This is a genomic window from Pseudacidovorax intermedius, assembly GCF_003350475.1.
GTDB classification, from domain to species: domain Bacteria; phylum Pseudomonadota; class Gammaproteobacteria; order Burkholderiales; family Burkholderiaceae_C; genus Xenophilus; species Xenophilus intermedius.
Genome location: NZ_QQAV01000011.1, coordinates 81944 through 103958, shown reverse-complemented (window position 1 = coordinate 103958; position 22015 = coordinate 81944). Strand labels below are relative to the sequence as shown.

Genomic DNA, 22015 nt, shown 5'->3' with positions numbered 1-22015 from the left:
ACCCGGGATTGTGCCACGCCGCACGCGCGCACTGCCGCGGTGATTCGGAACGCACCATTGTGCGCTTCGAATCTGACAACAGAATACGCCGCGAAGTTCAGCCGATCAGACGCTGGATGGCCTGAAGGCTGGTAGGGTCGTCGATGGTGGTCAGGTCGCCCGGATCGCGCCGCTCGCACACGGCCTGCAGGGCGCGGCGCAGCAACTTGCCGCTGCGCGTCTTGGGCAGTGCCGCCACCGAGTGCACCCGCGCCGGCCGCGCCAGCGCACCCAGGTTGTCGGCGACGGTCTTCATGACCTCGCCCTCCAGCCTCAGGGCGGCGGCCTCGTCGCCGACGCCGGCACGCGGCACCACGAACGCCACCGCGACCTGGCCTTTGAGCGCATCGGCCACGCCGACCACCGCAACTTCGGCCACGGCGGGGTGCGCCGAGATGGCCTCTTCGATCTCGCGCGTGCCCAGCCGATGGCCGGCCACGTTGATCACATCGTCCGTGCGTCCCAGGATGTAGAAGTAGCCATCGGCATCGCGGATGCCCCAGTCGAAGGTCGAATAGACCTCGATACCCGGAATGCTTCGCCAGTAGGTGTTGATGAATCGCTCGTCGTCGCGCCACACGGTCTGCATGAAGCCGGGCGGCGTCGGCGACTCGATGACCACCACACCCTTCTCGCCCGGTGTCGTCAGATCTTCGCCGGTGGCTTCGTGCACCAACTTGACCTTGAAACCGTACATGGGCACGCCGGGGCTGCCGAACTTGGTGGCCTGCTTCTCCACGCCGTGCGCCACGGTCAGGATGGGCCAGCCCGACTCGGTCTGCCAGTAGTTGTCGATGATCGGCACGCCCAAGCCGTCGCTGATCCAGCGGGCGGTGGGCTCGTCCAGCGGCTCGCCGGCGAGGAACAGGGCACGCAGGCTGGAGACGTCATGCTGGCGCAGCAACGCAGGATCCTGCTTCTTGAGCACGCGCACGGCCGTCGGCGCCGAGAACATCACGTTGACCTTGTACTTTTCCACCAGTCGCCACCAGATGGCACCGTCCGGCTGGCCGTCCAGCCCCTGCGTGGGCAGGCCTTCGTAGACGATGGTCGCCATGCCCGCGATCAGCGGGCCATACACGATGTAGCAGTGGCCGACCACCCAGCCGATGTCGCTGGTGCAGAAGTACGTCTCGCCGGGGCTGGCCTGGAAGATGTGTCGCATGCTGGCGGCCAGCGCCACGGCGTAGCCGCCCACGTCGCGCTGCACGCCCTTGGGCCGGCCCGTGGTGCCGCTGGTATAGAGCGTGTAGCTCACGTCCGCCGCATCCATCCATTCGCAGGGCACCTCGGCCTGGGCATGGGCTGGCGCCAGCTCATCCATCCGGTGGTCGCGGCCCGGGACCAGGTCCATGGGCGCCAGTCCACGGTCGGCCAACAGCACGGCCGACGGCTTGTGCGTGGCGAGCCGGATCGCCTCGTCCAGCAGCGGCTTGTACGCCAGCACCTTGCCGCCGCGCGAGCCGGCGTCGGCACTGACGATCACCTTCGGCTGCGCATCGTCGATGCGCGACGCGAGCGACGCACTGGCGAAGCCGCCGAAGACCACGCTATGGATGGCACCCAGACGGGCGCACGCCAGCATGGCGAACACGGCGGGCGCGATCATGGGCATGTAGATCAGCACCCGGTCGCCGCGCCCCACGCCCAGGCTGCGCAGCATCGAGGCCATCTGCTGCACCTCGCGGTGCAGTTCGCCGTAGGTGTAGGTGCGCTCGGTGCCGGTCTCGGTAGAGACGGCGATCACCGCCGGCGCATTTTGCCGCTGCGGCAGGTGGCGGTCGATGGCGTTGTGGCAGAGGTTGGTGGTGCCGCCACCGAACCAGTTGGTGAACGGCAGCCGGCTGCGATCGAGGATGGTGGTCGGCGGCTGGTGCCAGTCGATCAGCCGGGCCTGCTCGGCCCAGAAGGCCTCGGGCGCGTCGATGGAACGGCGATAGAACGCCTGATAGCTGCTCATGGCCTGGTTGTCTCCTGGTCGCTGGCGTCGAAGGTGCGCCTTGGGGCCGGCCGGCCGGAACGGGCGGCGGCCGTACGCGTGATTATTGGAGACGGCCTTTCGGCAGACTGACAGGGGCGGAACCTACCCGCTCAACAGAAGCGAACGCCAGCTTGGCCGGTGAGCCCGTCAGCGGACCAGCGCCTGCAGTTCCTTGAAGGCCGGATGTTCCGCGCTGCGCAGCCATTCGAAACCCACCATCTCGGTGGTCACCAGCTCGGCGCCCGCGCCCGCCAGGCGGTCGAAGGCCGCATCGCGGTTGCGCTCGGTGCGCGAGCCGCAGGCGTCGGTCACCACCCAGACCTCGAACTCGTCCTCCAGCAACTCCAGCGCCGTCTGCAGTACGCAGACATGGGCTTCGCAGCCGGCGATCACGATGCTGCCGCGCTCGGGCGCGGCGGCTTGCGGCTTCTGCAGATGGCGCGGCAGGCTCCGCGCATTGCCTTGCGCAGGGCGTGCCGGCGGACGCAGCCACTCGCCCAGGCCCTCGGCCACGGCGCTGAACTGCATCTTTGCCATCACCCGGCGGCATGGGTCGCGCAGCTCTGCCGGCATCTGGCCGAGGCGGGACGGGTTCTGCTCGGTGCCGAACACCGGGACATCGGCCAGCCCGGCCATCTGTGCGAGTCGGCGCGCATTGGCCATCACGGCCTCGCCCTCGTGGATGGCGGGCATCAGCCGGGGCTGGTAGTCGATGAGCACGAGTTGGGATTGTTCGGCGTCGAGGAGCATGGGGCGCGAAGGAGAAGAGGCAGGACGAAGAAACGGGAGATGGCCACAATGGGCCGCATGTCGGCGATTGTCCCTCCCCCTGCCCGATCCTTAGCGCCCTGGCTGCCCCCATCGGTCGCCGCAGGGCCAGAACACCTGGCGGTGGGGGCCGCACCATGAGGGCGCCGCTGCGTCGCCGGGGCATTCTTGCCTGGGCCGTCTCCGCCCTCGCGGCGACCGGCCTGCCGGGCTGCGGTTGGCTGCCACGGACGCCCGTCGTGCCAATGCCCGCGCTGACCGATTCGGGCGCCTGCGGCCCCGCTGACACGCTGATCGTGCTACTCCCCGGCCGCGGGATGCTACTGGACGAACTGTCGAGCGAAGGCTTCATCGACAGGTTCCGCGCGGCCGGCCTGCGGGCCGACCTGGTCCGCGCGGACGCCCACATGGGCTACTACAAGGACCGCAGCGTGGTCGACCGCCTGCAGGCCGACGTGATCGGCCCGGCGCGTTCGCAGGGCTACCGCCACATCTGGCTGGCCGGCATATCGCTCGGCGGCCTGGGCGCACTGCTCTACGCCGATGAGCACCCTGAAGAAATCGATGGCCTGCTGCTGATCGCCCCCTATCTGGGCGAGCCGCAAACCGCCGCCGACGTGGCGGCCCAGGGCGGCCCTGAACGCTGGCGCCCGCCGGCACAGACCGACGATGCCATCGGTGTGCGAGCCTGGACCTGCCTGCAGCGCTATGTCGGGCCCCGTGCGGCCCACACCCCGCTCTATCTCGCTTTTGGCGTGGATGACCGCCTGGCGCCCACGCACCGGGTGCTGGCGCCGGCCTTGCCGCCGCAGCGTGTGCTAACGGCGCCGGGCGGGCACGATTGGCCAGCCTGGCGCCCGCTGTGGAAGCGGTCGCTGGCCCAGGCCCCGCTGCCGCGCTGCAGCGACCATCGTCCCTGAGAAGGGAGCACCCACGCCTGACCCGCTCCCGGCGGGCCTTGACGGCGCTGTGTGTGTCGACGATCAGGGTTGCAGCCGGATCAACTTGCCATCCTCCTCGTCCGTCAGCACGTAGATCAGCCCGTCTGGCCCCTGCCGCACGTCGCGGATGCGTTCGCGCGCCGATGCCAGCAGCTTCTGCTCGGCCACCACCTTGTCGTCCCGCACCTCGATGCGGTCCAGATAGCCGAACTTGAGCGACCCGACCAGCAGGCTGCCCTTCCACGCCGGGCCATAGCGGTCGCTCGTCAGAAAGGCCATGCCCGAAGGCGCGATGGACGGCGTCCACTGGTGCAGCGGCTGCTCCATGCCTTCCTTCGCCTTGAGGCCCTCGCCGATGGGGGCGCCGCCGTAGTTCACGCCGTGCGTGATGACCGGCCAGCCATAGTTGCGGCCCGCCTGGACGATGTTGATCTCGTCGCCACCCTGAGCGCCGTGCTCGTGCGTCCACAGCCGCCCGTCCGGACCGATGGTGGCGCCCTGCATATTCCGGTGACCATAGCTCCAGATTGCCGGCAGCGCACCCGGTCGGCCGATGAAAGGATTGTCGGCGGGTGGCCGGCCCTCCGGGTCGACGCGGATCACCTTGCCAAGATGGTTGTCCCGGCGCTGCGCGTCGGCGCTGCGCGAGAAGCGGTCCCCCATCGTCAGGAACAGCGTGCCGTCGCGGCCCTGAGCGATGCGGCAGCCGAAGTGCGCCCGGCTCGCCACCTTGGGCTGCTGGCTGAAGATCACTCTCACCTGATCCAGCCGGCGCTCGTCGGTCGACAACACCGCGCGCGCCAGGGCGGTGCCGTTGGTGCCGCTGGGGCCCGCCTCCGAAAAGCAGAAATAGATCGTCCTGTTGGCGCCAAATCCGGCATCCAGCGCCACGTCCAGCAGCCCGCCCTGCCCTGCGGCGACAACCGGCGGCAGACCTTCGACTGGCGGTCTGGCTCGGCCATCTGCTTCGATCACCCGCAAGTGGCCGGGACGCTCCGTCACCAGGAAACGGCCGTCCGGCAAGAAAGCCAGCGCCCAGGGGTGGCTGAGGCCAGCAGCCACTGTCTCGGGCCTGGGCTGCGGCGTTGGCTGCGCTTGGCTTGGAGCGGTTGCCAGCGTCGCCAAGGCAAACGCAACCGACAAGGGACGAGAGAAATTCACTGCGACTCCTTCACCATGATCGTTCGTTCAGACAACTATTTCACGATGACAGGCGCAGCGGGCGAGAGGTTCAATCTACCTGCAGCAATGAAAAACGGCGCTGTTACAACCGCGTTTTTCATCATTCGCTGAAAGCGCTTCTAAATCAATGACTTAAACCTGACTTTAGATTTGCAAATCTGGTTGACACCCCGGGGTGTCGTCCATATCCTACGGGCCCATGCGAATTTTCGTCCTGCCCGCTCTCGCCGTGCTCCTTGCCACCGCAGCGCATGCTGCCCCTGCAACCGACCGGTCGGCGGAAATGGACAAGCTCCTTGCCGACAAAGGCCTTCTCGGCCGCGTCGAACATGCGCGGCAGGCAGTGGCTGACAAGACCTCCGACCTGGTGGTCAGCGCGATGAGCTTCCTGGGTGTTCCCTACCGCCGTGGCGGCAACAACGCCGAAACTGGTTTCGATTGCAGCGGCTTTGTCCGCGCCATGTACAACCAGACCATCGGCATGGTCCTCCCCCGCCGCGCCGAAGAACAGGCTGCGGCCACTGAAAAGATCGACCGCAGCGAACTCAAGCCCGGCGATCTGGTCTTCTTCAACACCATGCGCCGTGCCTTCAGCCATGTGGGCATCTATGTGGGCGATGGCAAGTTCATCCACTCCCCCCGCTCCGGCTCGGAAGTGCGTGTGGAAGACATGAACCAGAGCTACTGGACGAGCCGCTTCAACGGCGCCCGCCGCGTGCTGTCCGAATCGGCGGGCGAATAAGCCGCACGGCTCTTTCCCTCCCAAGACAAAGCCCGCTCTCGCAGCGGGCTTTTTCATTCCTGGCGGCGGCGAATCGTGGCGCGGCGTTGCCGCCGCGCCGGATCGCCAGCCTCAGTCTTCCAGCTTCGACAGGTCGCGCACCGCGCCCTTGTCTGCAGACGTCGCCAGCAGCGCGTAGGCCTTCAGCGCCGCCGACACCTTGCGCGGGCGCGGCTTCGCCGGCTTCCAGCCCTTGGCGTCCTGCTCCGCGCGGCGCTTGGCCAGTTCCTCATCGCTCAGCAGCACGTCGATCGAACGGTTGGGAATGTCGATGCGGATGCGGTCGCCTGTGCGGACCAGCCCGATGGCGCCGCCGGCCGCCGCCTCCGGCGAGCAATGCCCGATGGACAGGCCCGAGGTACCGCCCGAGAACCGGCCATCCGTCAGCAGTGCGCAGGCCTTGCCCAGGCCCTTGGACTTGATGTAGCTGGTCGGATAGAGCATCTCCTGCATGCCGGGGCCGCCCTTCGGGCCCTCGTAGCGCACCACCACGACGTCGCCCGCCTTCACCTGGTCGTTGAGGATGTGCTCCACCGCCTCGTCCTGGCTCTCGACCACATGGGCCGGGCCCTCGAAGACCAGCAGGCTGTCGTCCACGCCCGCCGTCTTCACCACGCAGCCGTCCTTGGCGATATTGCCGGTCAGCACGGCCAGGCCGCCCTCCTTCGAGAAGGCATGGTCGATGCTTCGGATGCAGCCTTCGGCGCGGTCCATGTCCAGGCTGGGCCAGCGCGTGTCCTGGCTGAACGCGACCTGCGTCGGGATGCCGGCCGGGCCCGCCATGTAGAAGCGCTTCACGGCATCGTTGCTGGTGCGCAGGATGTCCCATTGCTCCAGCGCATCGCCCAGCGTGGGCGCGTGGATGGTCGGCACGTCAAGGTGCAGGCGGCCGGCGCGCGCCAGTTCACCCAGGATGGCCATGATGCCACCCGCGCGATGCACGTCCTCGATGTGGTACTTGTTGGTGTTGGGCGCCACCTTGCACAGCTGCGGCACCTCGCGCGAGAGGCGGTCGATGTCGGCCATGTCGAAGTCGATGCCGGCCTCCTGCGCGGCGGCCAGGATGTGCAGGATGGTGTTGGTCGAGCCGCCCATGGCGATGTCCAGCGTCATCGCGTTCTCGAAGGCCTTCTTGCCGATGGCACGCGGCAGCACGCTGGCATCGTCCTGTTCGTAGTGGCGCTTGGCCAGTTCGACGATCAGGTGGCCGGCCTTCCTGAACAGGCCCTCGCGGTCGGCATGGGTGGCCACCACCGTGCCATTGCCCGGCAGCGACAGGCCCAGCGCCTCGGTCAGGCAGTTCATCGAGTTGGCGGTGAACATGCCCGAGCAGCTGCCGCAGGTCGGGCAGGCCGATCGCTCGACCTCGGCCAGATCGGCATCGCTCACCTTGCTGTCGGCCGCCATCACCATGGCGTCGATCAGGTCCATCTTGCGGATCTCGATCTTGGCCGTGCCCGGTACCGCCAGGCGAACCTTGCCAGCCTCCATCGGGCCGCCGGAGACGAAGACCACCGGGATGTTCAGCCGCATGGCCGCCATCAGCATGCCGGGCGTGATCTTGTCGCAGTTGGAGATGCACACCAGCGCGTCCGCGCAGTGGGCATTGACCATGTACTCCACCGAGTCGGCGATCACGTCCCGGCTGGGCAGCGAATACAGCATGCCGTCGTGGCCCATGGCGATGCCGTCGTCTACGGCGATGGTGTTGAATTCCTTGGCGACGCCGCCGGCGGCCTCGACCTCGCGGGCGACCAGCTGGCCCAGATCCTTCAGGTGCACATGACCGGGCACGAACTGCGTGAAGCTGTTGGCGATGGCGATGATCGGCTTGGAGAAGTCGTCGTCCTTCATGCCGGTGGCGCGCCACAGGGAACGGGCGCCCGCCATGTTGCGGCCGGCGGTGGAGGTCTTGGAACGGTAGGTGGGCATGGGTCGCTCTGTGTGCTCTCGTGAGGCAGGAATCGTCGGGGCCGGCATTGTCTCAGGCCCCACGCCACGACAGCGGGCGGCGCGCCCATGGCAAAGCGGCCCGGCAGGACAACCCGAAGGTCGCCCGGCCGGGCCGCTGGACGCAGCCTCGAGGCTGCGCTTATGGGCTACCGATCAGCGCTTCTGCGGCGGCAGGTCGGTGCAGGTGCCGTGCGCCACTTCCGCCGCCATGCCGATGCTCTCGCCCAACGTGGGGTGCGGATGGATGGTCTTGCCGATGTCGATCTCGTCGGCGCCCATCTCGATGGCCAGGGCCACCTCGCCGATCATGTCGCCGGCATGGGTGCCGACGATGCCGCCACCCAGGATGCGGTGCGTCTCGGCATCGAACAGCAGCTTGGTGAAGCCCTCGTCGCGGCCGTTGGCAATGGCGCGGCCGGAAGCCGTCCACGGGAAGAGGCCCTTCTTGACCTTGACGCCCTGCGCCTTGGCCTGGTCCTCGGTCAGGCCTACCCACGCGACCTCGGGGTCGGTGTAGGCCACGCTCGGGATCACCCGGGCGTTGAACGCGGCGCTGGCCAGCTCCTTGTCGCCCTTCTGCTCACCGGCGATCACCTCGGCCGCCACATGCGCCTCGTGCACCGCCTTGTGGGCCAGCATGGGCTGGCCGACGATGTCGCCGATGGCGAAGATGTTCGGCACATTGGTGCGCATCTGGATGTCGACCGGGATGAAGCCGCGGTCGGTGACCGAGACGCCCGCCTTCTCGGCGCCGATCTTCTTGCCGTTGGGCGTGCGGCCCACCGCCTGCAGCACCAGGTCGTAGACCTGAGGCTCCTTGGGCGCGCCCTCGCCTTCGAACATCACCTTGATGCCATCCTTGGTCGCCTCGGCGCCCACGGTCTTGGTCTTGAGCATGATGTTGTCGAAGCGCGGCGCGTTCATCTTCTGCCACACCTTGACCAGGTCGCGGTCGGCGCCCTGCATCAGGCCGTCCATCATCTCGACCACATCCAGGCGTGCGCCCAGCGACGAATACACCGTGCCCATTTCCAGGCCGATGATGCCGCCGCCCAGGATCAGCATGCGCTTGGGCTCGGTCGCCAGCGACAGCGCGCCGGTGGAGTCCACCACGCGCGGATCGTCCTTGGGCATGAAGGGCAGGTGCACCGCCTGCGAGCCGGCCGCGATGATGCAGTGGCTGAAGCGGATCACCTGCTTCTTGCCGGTGGTGGCCCGGCCGTCGCCGCTGGTCTCTTCCACTTCGAGGTGGTAGGCGTCCAGGAAGGTGCCGACGCCGCGCACGGTCGTGACCTTGCGCATCTTGGCCATGGCCGTGAGGCCACCGGTGAGCTTGCCCACCACCTTGTTCTTGTGCGCGAGCAGCTTGGCGCGATCCACCTTGGGGGCACCGAACTCCACACCCAGATCGGCGAAATGCTTGACCTCGTCCATCACCGCCGCCACGTGCAGCAGCGCCTTGGAGGGGATGCAGCCCACGTTGAGACACACGCCGCCCAGGGTGGCGTAACGCTCGACCAGCACCGTCTTCATGCCGAGGTCCGCACTGCGGAAGGCGGCGGAGTAGCCACCGGGGCCGGCGCCGAGCACGAGGGTGTCGCACTCGATGTCGACCTGGCCGCTGTAGCTGCCAGCGGGCGCTGGCGCCACGGCCGGCGCGGCTGGTGCGGGCGCAGGTGCCGCCTTGGGGGCCGCCGCGGCGGGGGCTGGCGATTCGGCCGGTGCGGGCGCCGCCGCAGTCGCCTCGGCCGCGTCGATGGTCAGCACCACGGAGCCTTCGCTCACCTTGTCGCCCACCTTCACGGCCACCGACTTGACCACGCCCGCGTGGCTGGAGGGAATCTCCATCGACGCCTTGTCGGACTCGACGGTGATCAGCGACTGCTCGACCTTGATGGTGTCGCCGGGCTTGACCAGCACCTCGATCACGGCCACCTCGCTGAAGTCGCCGATGTCCGGAACCTTGACCTGTTGTTCGCTCATGCCGTGGTCTCCTTACAGCACGATGCGGCGGTAGTCCGCCAGCAGCTGGCCCAGGTAGGCATTGAAGCGGGCCGCGGAGGCGCCGTCGATCACACGGTGGTCGTACGACAGCGACAGCGGCAGCGTCAGGCGCGGCACGAACTGCTTGCCGTCCCACACCGGCTTCATCTGGCCCTTGGAAAGACCCAGGATCGCCACCTCGGGGGCATTGATGATCGGCGTGAAGTGCGTGCCACCGATGCCGCCCAGCGAGCTGATCGAGAAGCAGCCGCCCTGCATGTCGGCCGCACCCAGCTTGCCGTCGCGGGCCTTCTTGGCCAGCTCGCCCATCTCCTGGCTGATCTGCAGGATGCCCTTCTTGTCGGCGTCCTTGAGCACCGGCACCACCAGCCCGTTGGGCGTGTCCGCCGCGAAGCCGATGTTGAAGTACTGCTTGTAGACCAGCGTGTCGCCGTCCAGGCTGGTGTTGAACTCGGGGAATTTCTTCAGGGCCGCGACCACGGCCTTGATGACGAAGGCCAGCATCGTGACCTTCACGCCCGACTTCTCGTTCTCCTTGTTGGTGGAGACGCGGAAGGCTTCCAGCTCGGTGATGTCCGCTTCGTCGTTGTTGGTGACGTGCGGAATCATGACCCAGTTGCGGTGCAGGTTGGCGCCGCTGATCTTCTTGATGCGCGACAGGTCCTTGCGCTCGACGGTGCCGAACTTCGTGAAGTCCACCTTCGGCCAGGGCAGCAGACCCAGGGCCGCGCCGTCGGCGCTGCCAGCACCGCCGGCCGGGGCCTTGGCCGCCTGCGCCTTGGTCTGGGTGGCGCCGGCCATCACCGACTTGGTGAAGCCCTGCACGTCTTCCTGGGTGATGCGGCCCTTGGGACCGCTGCCCTTGACCTCTTCCAGCGGTACGCCCAGCTCGCGGGCGAATTTGCGCACCGAGGGCGAGGCATGCGGCAGGCCAGTGGCCGGCGTCTTGGTCGGGTCGTGGGCCGGTACGCTGGTGGCCGCAGGTGCAGGCGCTGCGGCGGCCTGAGCGGGCGCCGGGCTCGGCGCAGCCTGGGCCGGCGCCGATGCGGGCGCTGCCGGGCTGGCGGCGGGTGCGGCACCGGCCACGCCTTCGAGCAGGCCGATCAGGTCACCGATGTTGACCGTGTCGCCCACCTTGACCTTGAGCTCCTTGATCGTGCCGGCGGACGGCGACGGGATCTCCATCGAGGCCTTGTCCGATTCGACCGTGATCAGCGACTGCTCGGCCTTGACCGTGTCGCCAGGTTTGACCAGCACCTCGATCACCGCGACGTCCTTGAAGTCGCCGATGTCGGGCACCTTAATCTCGACCGGGCCGGAGGCAGCCGGCGCGGCGGCGGGTGCCGGCGCAGGTGCGGCGGCCTGGGCGGCCGGCGCCGGAGCCTCGGCAGGTGCCGGAGCCGCCGCAGCGGGGGCACCAGCGCCCTCGCCTTCCAGGATCAGGACGATCGAACCTTCCTTGACCTTGTCGCCGACCTTGACCTTGACTTCCTTGACCACGCCGGCGGCCGACGACGGAATCTCCATCGAGGCCTTGTCCGATTCGACCGTGATCAGCGACTGCTCGGGCTTGACCGTATCGCCCGGCTTGACCAGCACTTCGATCACCGCGACCTCGTCGAAGTCGCCGATGTCGGGCACTTTCACTTCCACTGCTGCCATGTTCGTGTCTCCCGCCTTCGAGGCGTTTCAGTTCCGTGGATGGATTACGCGTAAAGCGGGTTGATCTTGTCGGCGTTGATGCCGTACTTCTTGATGGCCTCGGCCACCTTGGCGGCCGGCACTGCGCCGTCCTCGGCCAGGGCCTTGAGCGTGGCGACCACGATGTAGTGGCGGTTCACCTCGAAATGCTCGCGCAGCTTGCTGCGGAAATCCGAGCGGCCGAAGCCGTCGGTGCCCAGCACCTTGTAGTTGCGGCCCTTCGGGATGAAGGGACGGATCTGCTCGGCGTAGGCCTTCATGTAGTCGGTGGAGGCGACCACCGGACCGGTCGTCTTGCCCAGCTGCTCCTCGACGAAGGGCACGCGCGCCGTCTCGGTGGGGTGCAGCAGGTTCCAGCGGTCGGCGTCCTGGCCGTCGCGGGTCAGCTCGTTGAAGCTCGGGCAGCTCCACACCGAGGCGGCGACGCCCCAGTCCTTTTCCAGCAGCTCCTGGGCGAAGAAGGATTCGCGCAGGATGGTGCCGCTGCCCAGCAGCTGGGCCGTGGGCGCCTTCTTGTCCAGAGCCGGCGCCTGCTTGGCCAGGTACATGCCCTTGATGATCTGCTCTTCGGTGCCGGGCTGAAGGCCAGGCATCGCGTAGTTCTCGTTCAGCAGCGTCAGGTAGTAATAGACGTTGTCCTGCTTCTCGACCATGCGCTTGAGGCCGTGGTGCAGGATCACCGCCACTTCATGCGCGAAGGTCGGGTCGTAGCTGACGCAGTTGGGGATGGTGTTGGCCAGGATGTGGCTGTGGCCGTCCTCGTGCTGCAGGCCTTCGCCATTGAGCGTGGTGCGGCCCGAGGTGCCGCCCAGCAGGAAGCCGCGGGCCTGCATGTCGCCGGCCGCCCAGGCCAGGTCGCCGATGCGCTGGAAGCCGAACATCGAGTAGTACACGTAGAACGGCACCATGATGCGGTTGTTCGTGCTGTACGAGGTGGCGGCGGCGATCCAGCTGGACATGCCACCGGCCTCGTTGATGCCTTCCTGCAGGATCTGGCCGGCCTTGTCTTCCTTGTAGTACATGACCTGGTCCTTGTCGACCGGGGTGTACTGCTGACCGTGCGGGTTGTAGATGCCGACCTGGCGGAACAGGCCTTCCATGCCGAAGGTGCGGGCCTCGTCGACCAGGATGGGCACCACGCGCGGGCCCAGGGCCTTGTCGCGCAGCAGCTGCGTCAGGAAGCGCACGTAAGCCTGGGTCGTGGAGATCTCGCGGCCTTCGGCCGTGGGCTCGAGCACGGCCTTGAAGGTGTCGAGCGAAGGCACGGTGAAGCTCTCGTCGGCCTTGGTGCGGCGGTGCGGCAGGTAGCCGCCCAGTGCCTTGCGGCGCTCGTGCAGGTACTTCATTTCCGGCGTGTCGTCGGCCGGCTTGTAGAAGGGCAGATCGGCGATCTGGCTGTCGGGGATCGGGATATTGAAGCGGTCGCGGAAGGCCTTGATGTCCTCGTCGCCGAGCTTCTTGGTCTGGTGGACCGTGTTCTTGCCCTCGCCGATCTTGCCCATGCCGAAGCCCTTGACCGTCTTGACCAGCAGCACGGTGGGCTGACCGGCGTGGTTCTGGGCGGCGTGGAAGGCGGCATAGACCTTCTGCGAGTCGTGGCCGCCGCGCTGCAGGTTCCAGATCTCGTCGTCGGTCATGTGCTCGACCATCTTGGCCGTGCGCGGATCGCGGCCGAAGAAGTGCTTGCGGACGTAGGCGCCGTCATTGGCCTTCATGGCCTGGTAGTCGCCATCGTTGGTCTTCATCATCAGCTCGCGCAGGGCGCCGTCGTGGTCCTTGGCGAGCAGGGCGTCCCAGCCCTTGCCCCAGATCAGCTTGATGACGTTCCAGTTGGCGCCACGGAATTCGCCTTCCAGTTCCTGAATGATCTTGCCGTTGCCGCGCACCGGGCCGTCCAGGCGCTGCAGGTTGCAGTTGATGACGAAGATCAGGTTGTCGAGGTTCTCGCGCGCGGCCAGGCCGATGGCGCCCAGCGATTCGACCTCGTCCATTTCACCGTCGCCGCAGAAGACCCAGACCTTGCGGTTGGCGGTGTCGGCGATGCCGCGGGCATGCAGGTACTTGAGGAAGCGCGCCTGGTAGATGGCCATCAGCGGGCCCAGGCCCATGGACACCGTCGGGAACTGCCAGAACTCGGGCATCAGCTTGGGGTGCGGATAGCTGGACAGGCCCTTGCCATCGACTTCCTGGCGGAAGTTGAGCAGCTGCTCTTCGCTCAGTCGGCCTTCGAGGTAGGCGCGGGCGTAGATGCCGGGCGAGACGTGGCCCTGGATGTAGAGCAGGTCGCCGCCGTGGCCTTCGGTCTCGGCATGCCAGAAGTGGTTGAAGCCAGCACCGAACATGCTCGCCAGCGAGGCAAAGGAGCCGATGTGGCCGCCCAGGTCGCCGCCTTCGGGCGGGTGGTGGCGGTTGGCCTTGACCACCATGGCCATGGCGTTCCAGCGCATGTAGGCGCGCAGGCGCTGCTCGATCTCGAGGTTGCCGGGGCTGCGGGCTTCCTGGCTGGGCTCGATGGTGTTCACGTAGCCCGTGTTGGCCGAGAAGGGCATGTCAACCGTGTTCTGGCGGGCGTGCTCGAGCAGTTCCTCGAGCAGGGCATGCGCCCGTTCGGCACCTTCGTTCTGGATGACGGCCGACAGCGCGTCCTTCCATTCCTGCATCTCTTGCACGTCAGCTTCGTTTGCTGCGGCGCCAGTGGGTTTCTCGGGGTTGGCCGACATCCGGGTCTCCTTGAATCGGTGTGTACGTGGCGTACGTTAATTGAGAGAGGAAGAAAGGCCGCATCGCGCGGGCGGCGCAGTGTCTCATAAAAAAATGGCGATTCCAAATGGTGCCATGGCATTTCTTAATATGAAATTAATGCTGCTCTGCAGCAGAAATGGCCGGGCAGGCGCTCTTCTAAACTCGCGCGATGCGTTCCCCCCCCGAGCCCACCGCCGGCCATCCTCTCCCACTCGTGTCGTGGTGGCAACGCTGGTGGAAACGCCAGACCCCGCCGCTGCAAGACAGTGTGGCGATGCTGGTGCCGATGGCCGCAGTGCTGCTCTTCCTGGCCGCCATCGTGGCGGCCTTCTGGTATCTGCGGGCCGAGGAACTGGAGCGCGAACGCGAATCCGTGCGCCGCGATGTCGAATATGCGCAGCAGCGGTTGCGCCTGCGCCTTCTGGAGCGGCAGGAGCAGCTGATGCGTCTGGCGCGCGACGCCAGCAACCATGAAGTCGACGCCATCGAATTCACCAGCCGCGCCGAGTCGCTGGTCAGCCAGTTCCCGGAACTGCAGGCGGTCAGCTGGATCGACGACCGGCGGGTCTGGCGCGCAACCTATGCCTCGCCCAGCGTGCCGCCCGCGCAGCAGCACATGGCCGGCGACCTGCTGCGGCCAGGCGACATCGAGACCCACTACGCGCTCGCGCGCGAGTTGGCCCAGCCGGTCTACTCGCAGCCCAACGCCACGGGCGACCGCACGGCGCCGCTGCAGCTTCACATTCCCCTGTTCGACCAGGGCCTGTTCGCGGGCACGGTGCTGGGCGAGTTCTCGGTCGACGGGCTGCTGCGCTACGGCATCCCGCCCGAGGTCTCGGCCAAGTACGCCGTCTCGCTGCTGGACAGCACCGGCAAGCTGCTGGCCGGCACGACGACCAACAGCCGCAGCCCGGCCGAATCGCGGCCGCTGCCCTGGGCAGAGCCCACCAATGAATACGAGGTGCCCGTCTCGCCGGTCGGCAACAGCCTGGTGCTGCGGGCGCAGGCCTGGCGCACCTCGCTTGGCCTGATCGGCAACGGGCTCTTCTGGCTGGTGGCGGCGCTGTCGGTGCTGACCAGCGGCCTGCTGATGGGCACCTGGCGGCACACCCGCCGGCGCCTGGCCGCTCAGCAGGCGCTGCAGGCCGAGACCAACTTCCGCCGCGCCATGGAAAACTCCATGCTGACCGGCATGCGCGTGCTCGACCTGGACGGCAGCATCAGCTATGTCAACGCCGCCTTCTGCACCATGACCGGCTGGAGCGAGGAAGAACTCGTCGGCCGCAAGCCGCCCTTCCCCTACTGGCTGGAGACCGACACCGAACTCATGAACGAGCGCCTGGAGGAGGAGATCCACGGCCGGGCGTTGCCGGGCGGCTTCCAGGTGCGGGTGCGGCGCAAGAACGGCACGATCTTCCCGGCCCGGCTGTACGTGTCACCACTGGTCGACGCCCACGGCCACCAGACGGGCTGGATGACGTCGATGACCGACATCACGGAGCCGACCCGTATCCGCGAGCAGTTGTCAGCCTCCCACGAGCGTTTCACCACCGTGCTGGAGGCGCTGGACGCCTCGGTGTCGGTGGCGCCGCTGGGCAGCGAGGAACTGCTCTTCGCCAACAAGATGTACCGGGCCTGGTTCGGCTCGGACACGGTGGGCCACCTGGGCATGGTCGCGCAGGCCGGGGCCGCGCCCTCGCCCAGCCACGGGAACGACCTGGACGACGTCGACCCGCTGGCCGGCCTGCCCACCGACGCGCTCACGGCCGCCCAACTGGCCAACAACGAGATCTTCGTGCCGCACCTCAACAAGTGGCTGGAGGTGCGCTCGCGCTACCTGACCTGGGTGGACGGCCGCCTGGCGCAGTTGGTGATCGCCACCGACATCACCGCCCGCCGCGACGCCGAGGAACAAGCCGCCCAGCAGGCCGACCGGGCCCAGTCCGCCAGCCGCCTGATCACGATGGGCGAGATGGCCTCCAGCGTGGCGCACGAGTTGAACCAGCCGCTCGCCGCCATCAGCAACTACTGCAACGGCATGATGTCGCGCATCCGCGGCCAGCAGATCGACACCGAGGCCCTGTTGGGCGCACTGGAAAAAACGGTCAAGCAGGCGCAGCGGGCGGGCCAGATCATCCAGCGGATCCGCACCTTCGTGAAACGCAGCGAGCCCAACCGCACGCCCGCCGAGGTGGCCACCATGGTGAGCGAGGCGGTGGAGCTGGCCGGCATCGAGCTCAAGCGCCGCAACGTGCGGCTCAACCACTATGTGGCGGCACGGTTGCCGACGGTGCATGTCGACCCCATCCTCATCGAGCAGGTGCTGGTCAACCTGATGAAGAACGCCGCCGAGTCCATCGACATGGCCCGGCGGCCTCCCGCACGGCGCACGGTCGAACTGCGCGTGGTGCCGCGAAGGGTCGAGGGCCACCAGGCCATCGAGTTCGCCGTGCAGGATACCGGCAAGGGCCTGGCACCCGAGGTGATGGAGCGGCTCTTCGAGGCCTTCTTCTCCACCAAGGCAGAAGGCATGGGCATCGGCCTCAACCTCTGCCGCAGCATCGTCGAGTCGCACAAGGGCAGGATGCAGGCGGAGAACCTCTACAATGGATCGGAGGTCGTCGGCTGCCGTTTCTCCTTCTGGATTCCAGTGGACGGCGCTCCGGATTCCGTAGCGACCGACGACCGTTCCCCCGACTGGACCGCCACCGGCCAGCCGCCCGCCGCGGCAGGCAAGGCCGGCGCAGGCTCCTCGATCTCCTGAGAGGCAAAGGTAAGCGCATGAGTTTGATCCCCAAGAAGGGCACGGTCTATGTGGTGGACGACGACGAGGCCGTCCGCGACTCGCTCCAGTGGCTGCTCGAAGGCAAGGACTATCGGGTCCGCTGCTTCGAATCCGCCGAGTCCTTCCTGGCCCGCTACGACCCGCGCGAAGTGGCCTGCCTGATCGTCGACATCCGCATGGCCGGTATGTCGGGCCTGGAACTGCAGGACAAGCTCATCGAGCGCAAGTCGCCGCTGCCCATCGTGGTCATCACCGGCCATGGCGACGTGCCAATGGCGGTCGATTCGATGAAGAAGGGCGCGATGGACTTCATCCAGAAGCCCTTCAACGAAGAGGCGCTGGTGTCGCTGGTCGAGCGCATGCTCGAACACGCCCGCACCGCCTTCGCGCAGTACCAGCAATCGGCCAGCCGCGACGCCCTGCTGTCCAAGCTCACCGGCCGCGAATCGCAGGTGCTCGAGCGCATCGTCGCCGGCCGCCTCAACAAGCAGATCGCCGACGACCTGGGCATCAGCATCAAGACGGTGGAGGCGCACCGCGCCAACATCATGGAAAAGCTCAACGCCAACACGGTGGCCGATCTGCTGAAGATCGCCCTGGGCCAGACCGCCAAGGCCTGACGCCGCCGCAACGCCCCGCCGCTCCCTCACCACGCCCGTTCGGCCTTGGCCGCGGGCGTTTTTCATTCCACTTTCCAGCACCTCCCATGACCGCACAACTCATCGACGGCAATGCCGTGGCCCGCACGATCCGCGCCGAAGTGGCCGGACGCACCGCCGCCCTCAAGGCCCGCGGCATCACGCCGGGCCTGGCGGTGATCCTGGTCGGCGAAGATCCGGCCAGCCAGGTGTACGTGGGCAAGAAGGTCGAGGCCTGCCAGCAGGCCGGCATGCACTCGGTGCTGGAGCGCTACGAGGCCACGATGACCGAGGCGGACCTGCTGGAGCGGGTGCGCGCCCTCAATGCCGATCCGGCGATCCACGGCATCCTGGTGCAACTGCCGCTGCCGAAGCACATCGATGCCGACAAGGTCATCGAGACCATCGCGGCCGAGAAGGACGTGGACGGCTTCCATGTGGCCAGCGCCGGCGCGCTGATGACCGGCCTGCCGGGCTTCTGGTCCTGCACGCCCTATGGCTGCGTCAAGCTGCTGGAGAGCACCGGCGTGCCCATCAAGGGCAAGCATGCCGTGGTCATCGGCCGCAGCAACAACGTGGGCAAGCCGATGGCGCTGATGCTGCTGGCCAAGAACGCCACCGTCACCATCTGCCACAGCGCCACCGCCGACCTGGCCCACCATGTGCGCCAGGCCGACATCGTGGTCGCCGCCGTGGGCCGCCGTAACACGGTGACGGCCGACATGGTCAAGCCCGGCGCCATCGTGATCGACGTGGGCATGAACCGCAACGAGCAGGGCAAGCTCTGCGGCGACGTGGACTTCGCCGCCGTCAAGGAAGTGGCCGGCTGGATCACGCCGGTGCCCGGCGGCGTGGGCCCGATGACGGTGACCATGCTGCTGGTCAACACGCTCGAATCGGCCGAGCGCGTCGCCGCAGCCTGACAGGACGCCGAGGTCGGCGCTCAATAGCCGGCCTGCATCGCGGCCATGGTGAGGTCGGGCGCTTGAAGGCGCGGCCTTTGCCTCAAAATCGGCAGCATGACCTCCAATCCGCTGCTCGACTTCTCCGATCTGCCCCTGTTCGACCGCATCCAGCCCGAACATGTGGCGCCCGCCATCGACGCCCTTTTGAAGCAAGCTGAAGCGGCCCTGGAGCAGGTCACGGCGCCCAACTTTCCCTCCGAATGGACGGCCATCGCCCGCGTGCTCGATGTGGCAACGGAGCGCCTGGGCCGCGCCTGGGGCACGGTCGGTCACCTCAACGCCGTGGCCGACACGCCCGCGCTGCGCGCCGCCTACAACGAGGCCATGCCGCGCGTCACCGCCTTCTGGACGCGCCTGGGTGCCGACGAGCGCCTCTATGCCAAGTACAAGGGCATCGACGTGGCCACGCTCAATGCCGAGCAGCGCAAGGCCCACGCCAATGCGATGCGCAACTTCGTGCTCGGTGGCGCCGAGCTGCAAGGGGCCGCGCGCGAGCGCTATGCCGAGATCCAGGAGCGCCAGGCCGAGCTGAGCCAGAAGTTCAGCGAGCACGCGCTGGACGCCACCGACGCCTTCGCGCACTACGCCGATCTGTCGGAACTGGACGGCGTCCCTCCTGACGTGGTCGCCGCCGCCCGCGCCGCGGCGGAAGCCGAGGGCAAAGCCGGCTACAAGCTCACGCTCAAGATGCCCTGCTACCTGCCGGTGATGCAGTTCGCCCGCAGCAGCGCGCTGCGCGAGCGCCTCTACCGTGCCTATGTGACCCGTGCCAGCGAGTTCGGCGACCCGGCCTTCGACAACACCCCGCTCATCCTCGAGATCCTGAAGCTGCGCCAGGAAGAGGCGCAACTGCTGGGCTACCGTAACTTCGGCCAACTGTCGGTGGTGCCCAAGATGGCGGAATCGCCCGAGCAGGTGATCGGCTTCCTGCGCGACCTGGCGGCCAAGGCCAAGCCCTACGGCCAGCGTGACGTGGTGCAGCTGCGCGACTTCGCCAGCCGCGAACTCGGCATCGCCGATCCGCAACCCTGGGACTGGAGCTACATCGGCGAAAAGCTCAAGGAAGCCCGCTACGCCTTCAGCGAGCAGGAGGTCAAGCCCTACTTCCCGGCGCCCAAGGTGCTCGATGGCCTTTTCAAAATCGTGCAGAACCTGTTCGAGGTGCAGATCCGCCGCGACGATGCGCCGGTGTGGCACCCCAGCGTGGTCTTCTACCGCATCGAGCGACAGACGCCGGACGGCGTGCAGAAGGTGGGCCAGTTCTACCTAGACCCCTCGGCCCGCGCGGCCAAGCGCGGCGGTGCCTGGATGGACGACGTGCGCGCACGCTGGCTGCGCCCCGACGACCAGCGGCTGCAGACGCCCGTCGCCCACCTCGTGTGCAACTTCGCGGAGGGTGTGGACGGCAAGCCGCCGCTGCTCACGCACGACGACGTCATCACCCTCTTCCACGAATTCGGCCACGGCCTGCACCACATGCTGACGCAGGTGAACGAGCACGACGTGTCGGGCATCAGCGGCGTGGAGTGGGACGCGGTCGAGCTGCCCAGCCAGTTCATGGAGAACTTCTGCTGGGAATGGGACGTGCTGCAGAACATGACGGCCCATGTCGATACCGGTGCGCCGCTGCCCCGCGCGCTCTACGACAAGATGATCGCCGCCAAGAACTTCCAGAGCGGCATGCAGACGCTGCGCCAGATCGAGTTCGCCCTGTTCGACATGCTGCTGCACACCCAGTTGGATGCGAGCGCGGCCCAGCCCGGCGCCGTGATGGCGCTGTTGAACGAAGTGCGCACCGAGGTGGCCGTGCTGCCCTCGCCCGCATTCAGCCGCACGCCCATGACCTTCACCCACATCTTCTCGGGCGGCTATGCGGCCGGGTACTACAGCTACAAGTGGGCCGAGGTGCTGTCGGCGGACGCCTATGCGGCCTTCGAGGAGACGGTCGATGCCCAGGGCCTGCCCAGCGTGGAGACCGGCCGCCGCTACCGCGAAGCGATCCTGGAAGCGGGCGGCAGCCGCAGCGCGATGGAATCGTTCAAGGCCTTCCGCGGTCGCGAGCCGAGCATCGACGCCCTGCTGCGCCACCAGGGCATGAGCGAGCCGCTCGCAGAAGAAGCGCTGGCGTGAGCGCAATGCCCGCCGCCCCCACCCTGCGCCGGACTGCGTGGCTGCTCGCCGTGGGCATGGCTGCCGCCGGGCTGTGGGGCGCGGCGCGCGCCCAGCCTCTGTACCGCTCCGTCGACGCGCAGGGCCGGGTCACGTTCTCGGACCGTGCTCCCTCGGCGGCCGCCCGCCCGGTCGAAGCCCCCAGCGGCAACGACATCGACACAGGCGCGGCCGCCCTGTCCTTCGAGCTGCGGCAGCTTGTGCAACGCTACCCGGTCACGCTCTACACCCAGCGAGACTGCGCGCCCTGCGATGAAGGGCGCTCCTTGCTTCGCAGTCGCGGCATCCCCTTCCAGGAGCGCACGGTCAATACCAATGCGGAGATCGAGGCGCTGCAGCGCCTCAGCGGCCAGACCGGCCTGCCGCTGCTGACCATCGGCAGCCAGCAACTGCGCGGCTATGCCGATGCACAGTGGTCGCAGTATCTCGATGCGGCCGGCTATCCGGGCCGCAACAGTCTGCCGCCGGCGTACACCCCGCCCCAGGCCCGCCCGCTCATTGCGCCCGTGCCCGCACCGGCCGCGCCGCCAGCCTCCGAGGCGCCGGCGCCCATCATTCCGCCACCAACCGGGCCGACGCCCGGCAATCCGGCAGGCATCCGCTTCTGAACGCGGGGCCAGCGTGCCCCGGCCAGCGGTCAATAGCGCAGGGTCTGCACGCCTTCCGGCGTGGCCAGCAGGCACAGGCTGGCCTTCTGGTGCGCAAAGACGCCCACGGTGACCACGCCCGGCCACTGGTTGACCTCCGACTCGAAAGCGAGCGGCTCACGGATCGACAGGCCGGTCACGTCCAGGATGTGCTGGCCGTTGTCCGTCACCAGCGGCTGGCCGTCCTTCATGCGCAGCGTGGCCGTGCCGCCCTCGGCCGCAAACTGGCGCGCCACCCGCCGAGCCGCCATCGGGATCACCTCCACCGGCAACGGAAAGCGGCCCAGCACCTCGACACGCTTGGAGGCGTCGGCGATGCAGACAAAGCGGCGCGACTGGGCCGCGACGATCTTCTCGCGGGTCAGCGCGGCGCCGCCGCCCTTGACCATGTAGCCGCGGCCGTCGATCTCGTCCGCACCGTCGATGTAGGCCGCCAGTTCATCGACCTCGTTGCTGTCGAACACGGGAATGCCCAGGGCCTTCAGGCGCTGCGTCGAGGCTTCCGAACTGGACACGGCGCCCTTGATCTGGTCGCGGATCGTGGCGAGTGCCTCGATGAACTTGTTGACCGTGGAGCCCGTGCCGACGCCCACGATCTCGCCCCTGACCACGTGGTCGAGGGCGGCGCGGCCCACCTGGGCCTTGAGTTCATCCTGGGTCATGGCGGCGTTGGGCATCGGGGAGAATCCTGGGTTGTCCGAAAAAACGCGAATTATCAG

General features: G+C 67.6%; 15 protein-coding genes. 7 read left to right on the top strand and 8 right to left on the bottom strand.

Annotation, left to right across the window (positions count from 1 at the left end; translation table 11 throughout):
- Window positions 1-97: 97 nt before the first annotated feature.
- The gene (locus DFR41_RS22390) at window positions 98-1999 is read right to left on the bottom strand and encodes a propionate--CoA ligase (protein WP_114804344.1); all 1902 of its coding nucleotides are present in this window, start codon (window positions 1997-1999) and stop codon (window positions 98-100) included.
- A gap of 168 nt (window positions 2000-2167) precedes the next feature.
- Complete coding sequence (locus DFR41_RS22385; RefSeq protein ID WP_114804343.1) at window positions 2168-2770, bottom strand: isochorismatase family protein; 603 nt, start codon at window positions 2768-2770, stop codon at window positions 2168-2170.
- A gap of 263 nt (window positions 2771-3033) precedes the next feature.
- Between DFR41_RS22385 and DFR41_RS22380 the strand changes: the two genes are divergently transcribed.
- Window positions 3034-3708 carry an alpha/beta fold hydrolase gene (locus DFR41_RS22380; protein WP_017758235.1) on the top strand — a complete coding sequence of 225 codons (675 nt, stop codon included), beginning with the start codon at window positions 3034-3036 and terminating at the stop codon, window positions 3706-3708.
- Between the two features lie 63 nt (window positions 3709-3771).
- Here the strand turns inward: DFR41_RS22380 and DFR41_RS22375 are convergent, their stop codons facing one another.
- Window positions 3772-4854: a PQQ-dependent sugar dehydrogenase gene (locus tag DFR41_RS22375; protein WP_425326722.1), complete on the bottom strand. Its 1083-nt coding sequence runs from the start codon at window positions 4852-4854 to the stop codon at window positions 3772-3774.
- A gap of 256 nt (window positions 4855-5110) precedes the next feature.
- On the opposite strand from DFR41_RS22375, the gene DFR41_RS22370 reads away from it, so the two are divergent.
- Window positions 5111-5653, top strand: coding sequence for a C40 family peptidase (locus DFR41_RS22370; RefSeq protein WP_043119103.1), 543 nt, complete (start codon window positions 5111-5113; stop codon window positions 5651-5653).
- 111 nt (window positions 5654-5764) lie between these two features.
- Here DFR41_RS22370 and ilvD read toward each other — a convergent pair whose 3' ends face one another.
- The 4 genes from ilvD to aceE all read right to left on the bottom strand — a co-directional run bounded on the left by ilvD (window position 5765) and on the right by aceE (window position 14070).
- Window positions 5765-7624, bottom strand: coding sequence for a dihydroxy-acid dehydratase (gene ilvD / locus DFR41_RS22365; protein ID WP_114804341.1), 1860 nt, complete (start codon window positions 7622-7624; stop codon window positions 5765-5767).
- 174 nt (window positions 7625-7798) lie between these two features.
- Entirely contained in the window at window positions 7799-9628 is a 1830-nt protein-coding gene (gene lpdA, locus DFR41_RS22360; RefSeq protein WP_114804340.1) for a dihydrolipoyl dehydrogenase, read from the bottom strand.
- 12 nt (window positions 9629-9640) lie between these two features.
- Window positions 9641-11311 carry a dihydrolipoyllysine-residue acetyltransferase gene (gene aceF / locus DFR41_RS22355; protein ID WP_114804339.1) on the bottom strand — a complete coding sequence of 557 codons (1671 nt, stop codon included), beginning with the start codon at window positions 11309-11311 and terminating at the stop codon, window positions 9641-9643.
- Window positions 11312-11355: 44 nt separating this feature from the next.
- A complete protein-coding gene (gene aceE / locus DFR41_RS22350) occupies window positions 11356-14070 on the bottom strand; it encodes a pyruvate dehydrogenase (acetyl-transferring), homodimeric type (protein ID WP_114804338.1) in 2715 nt (904 codons plus the stop codon).
- 191 nt (window positions 14071-14261) lie between these two features.
- Here aceE and DFR41_RS22345 point away from each other — a divergent pair, with 191 nt between their 5' ends.
- The 5 genes from DFR41_RS22345 to DFR41_RS22325 all read left to right on the top strand — a co-directional run bounded on the left by DFR41_RS22345 (window position 14262) and on the right by DFR41_RS22325 (window position 21257).
- Window positions 14262-16856: a PAS domain-containing sensor histidine kinase gene (locus DFR41_RS22345; protein ID WP_114804337.1), complete on the top strand. Its 2595-nt coding sequence runs from the start codon at window positions 14262-14264 to the stop codon at window positions 16854-16856.
- Between the two features lie 17 nt (window positions 16857-16873).
- The gene (locus DFR41_RS22340; RefSeq protein WP_043115575.1) at window positions 16874-17497 is read left to right on the top strand and encodes a response regulator transcription factor; all 624 of its coding nucleotides are present in this window, start codon (window positions 16874-16876) and stop codon (window positions 17495-17497) included.
- Window positions 17498-17583: 86 nt separating this feature from the next.
- Window positions 17584-18438, top strand: coding sequence for a bifunctional methylenetetrahydrofolate dehydrogenase/methenyltetrahydrofolate cyclohydrolase FolD (folD, locus tag DFR41_RS22335; RefSeq protein ID WP_017757538.1), 855 nt, complete (start codon window positions 17584-17586; stop codon window positions 18436-18438).
- Between the two features lie 96 nt (window positions 18439-18534).
- On the top strand, window positions 18535-20610 hold the full coding sequence (locus DFR41_RS22330; protein WP_114804336.1) for a M3 family metallopeptidase: 2076 nt from the start codon (window positions 18535-18537) through the stop codon (window positions 20608-20610).
- 5 nt (window positions 20611-20615) lie between these two features.
- The gene (locus DFR41_RS22325) at window positions 20616-21257 is read left to right on the top strand and encodes a glutaredoxin domain-containing protein (RefSeq protein ID WP_114804335.1); all 642 of its coding nucleotides are present in this window, start codon (window positions 20616-20618) and stop codon (window positions 21255-21257) included.
- Window positions 21258-21286: 29 nt separating this feature from the next.
- Here the strand turns inward: DFR41_RS22325 and rpiA are convergent, their stop codons facing one another.
- Window positions 21287-21973, bottom strand: coding sequence for a ribose-5-phosphate isomerase RpiA (gene rpiA, locus DFR41_RS22320; RefSeq protein ID WP_114804334.1), 687 nt, complete (start codon window positions 21971-21973; stop codon window positions 21287-21289).
- Window positions 21974-22015 lie beyond the last annotated feature (42 nt).

Excerpts from the sequence above, each read along its gene's own strand:
- DFR41_RS22390 (WP_114804344.1), bottom strand. The coding sequence starts at position 1,999 with ATGAGCAGCTATCAGGCGTTCTATCGCCGTTCCATCGACGCGCCCGAG.
- DFR41_RS22385 (WP_114804343.1), bottom strand. The coding sequence starts at position 2,770 with ATGCTCCTCGACGCCGAACAATCCCAACTCGTGCTCATCGACTACCAG.
- DFR41_RS22380 (WP_017758235.1), top strand. The coding sequence starts at position 3,034 with ATGCCCGCGCTGACCGATTCGGGCGCCTGCGGCCCCGCTGACACGCTG.
- DFR41_RS22370 (WP_043119103.1), top strand. The coding sequence starts at position 5,111 with ATGCGAATTTTCGTCCTGCCCGCTCTCGCCGTGCTCCTTGCCACCGCA.
- ilvD (WP_114804341.1), bottom strand. The coding sequence starts at position 7,624 with ATGCCCACCTACCGTTCCAAGACCTCCACCGCCGGCCGCAACATGGCG.
- lpdA (WP_114804340.1), bottom strand. The coding sequence starts at position 9,628 with ATGAGCGAACAACAGGTCAAGGTTCCGGACATCGGCGACTTCAGCGAG.
- aceF (WP_114804339.1), bottom strand. The coding sequence starts at position 11,311 with ATGGCAGCAGTGGAAGTGAAAGTGCCCGACATCGGCGACTTCGACGAG.
- aceE (WP_114804338.1), bottom strand. The coding sequence starts at position 14,070 with ATGTCGGCCAACCCCGAGAAACCCACTGGCGCCGCAGCAAACGAAGCT.
- DFR41_RS22345 (WP_114804337.1), top strand. The coding sequence starts at position 14,262 with ATGCGTTCCCCCCCCGAGCCCACCGCCGGCCATCCTCTCCCACTCGTG.
- DFR41_RS22340 (WP_043115575.1), top strand. The coding sequence starts at position 16,874 with ATGAGTTTGATCCCCAAGAAGGGCACGGTCTATGTGGTGGACGACGAC.
- folD (WP_017757538.1), top strand. The coding sequence starts at position 17,584 with ATGACCGCACAACTCATCGACGGCAATGCCGTGGCCCGCACGATCCGC.
- DFR41_RS22330 (WP_114804336.1), top strand. The coding sequence starts at position 18,535 with ATGACCTCCAATCCGCTGCTCGACTTCTCCGATCTGCCCCTGTTCGAC.
- DFR41_RS22325 (WP_114804335.1), top strand. The coding sequence starts at position 20,616 with ATGCCCGCCGCCCCCACCCTGCGCCGGACTGCGTGGCTGCTCGCCGTG.
- rpiA (WP_114804334.1), bottom strand. The coding sequence starts at position 21,973 with ATGCCCAACGCCGCCATGACCCAGGATGAACTCAAGGCCCAGGTGGGC.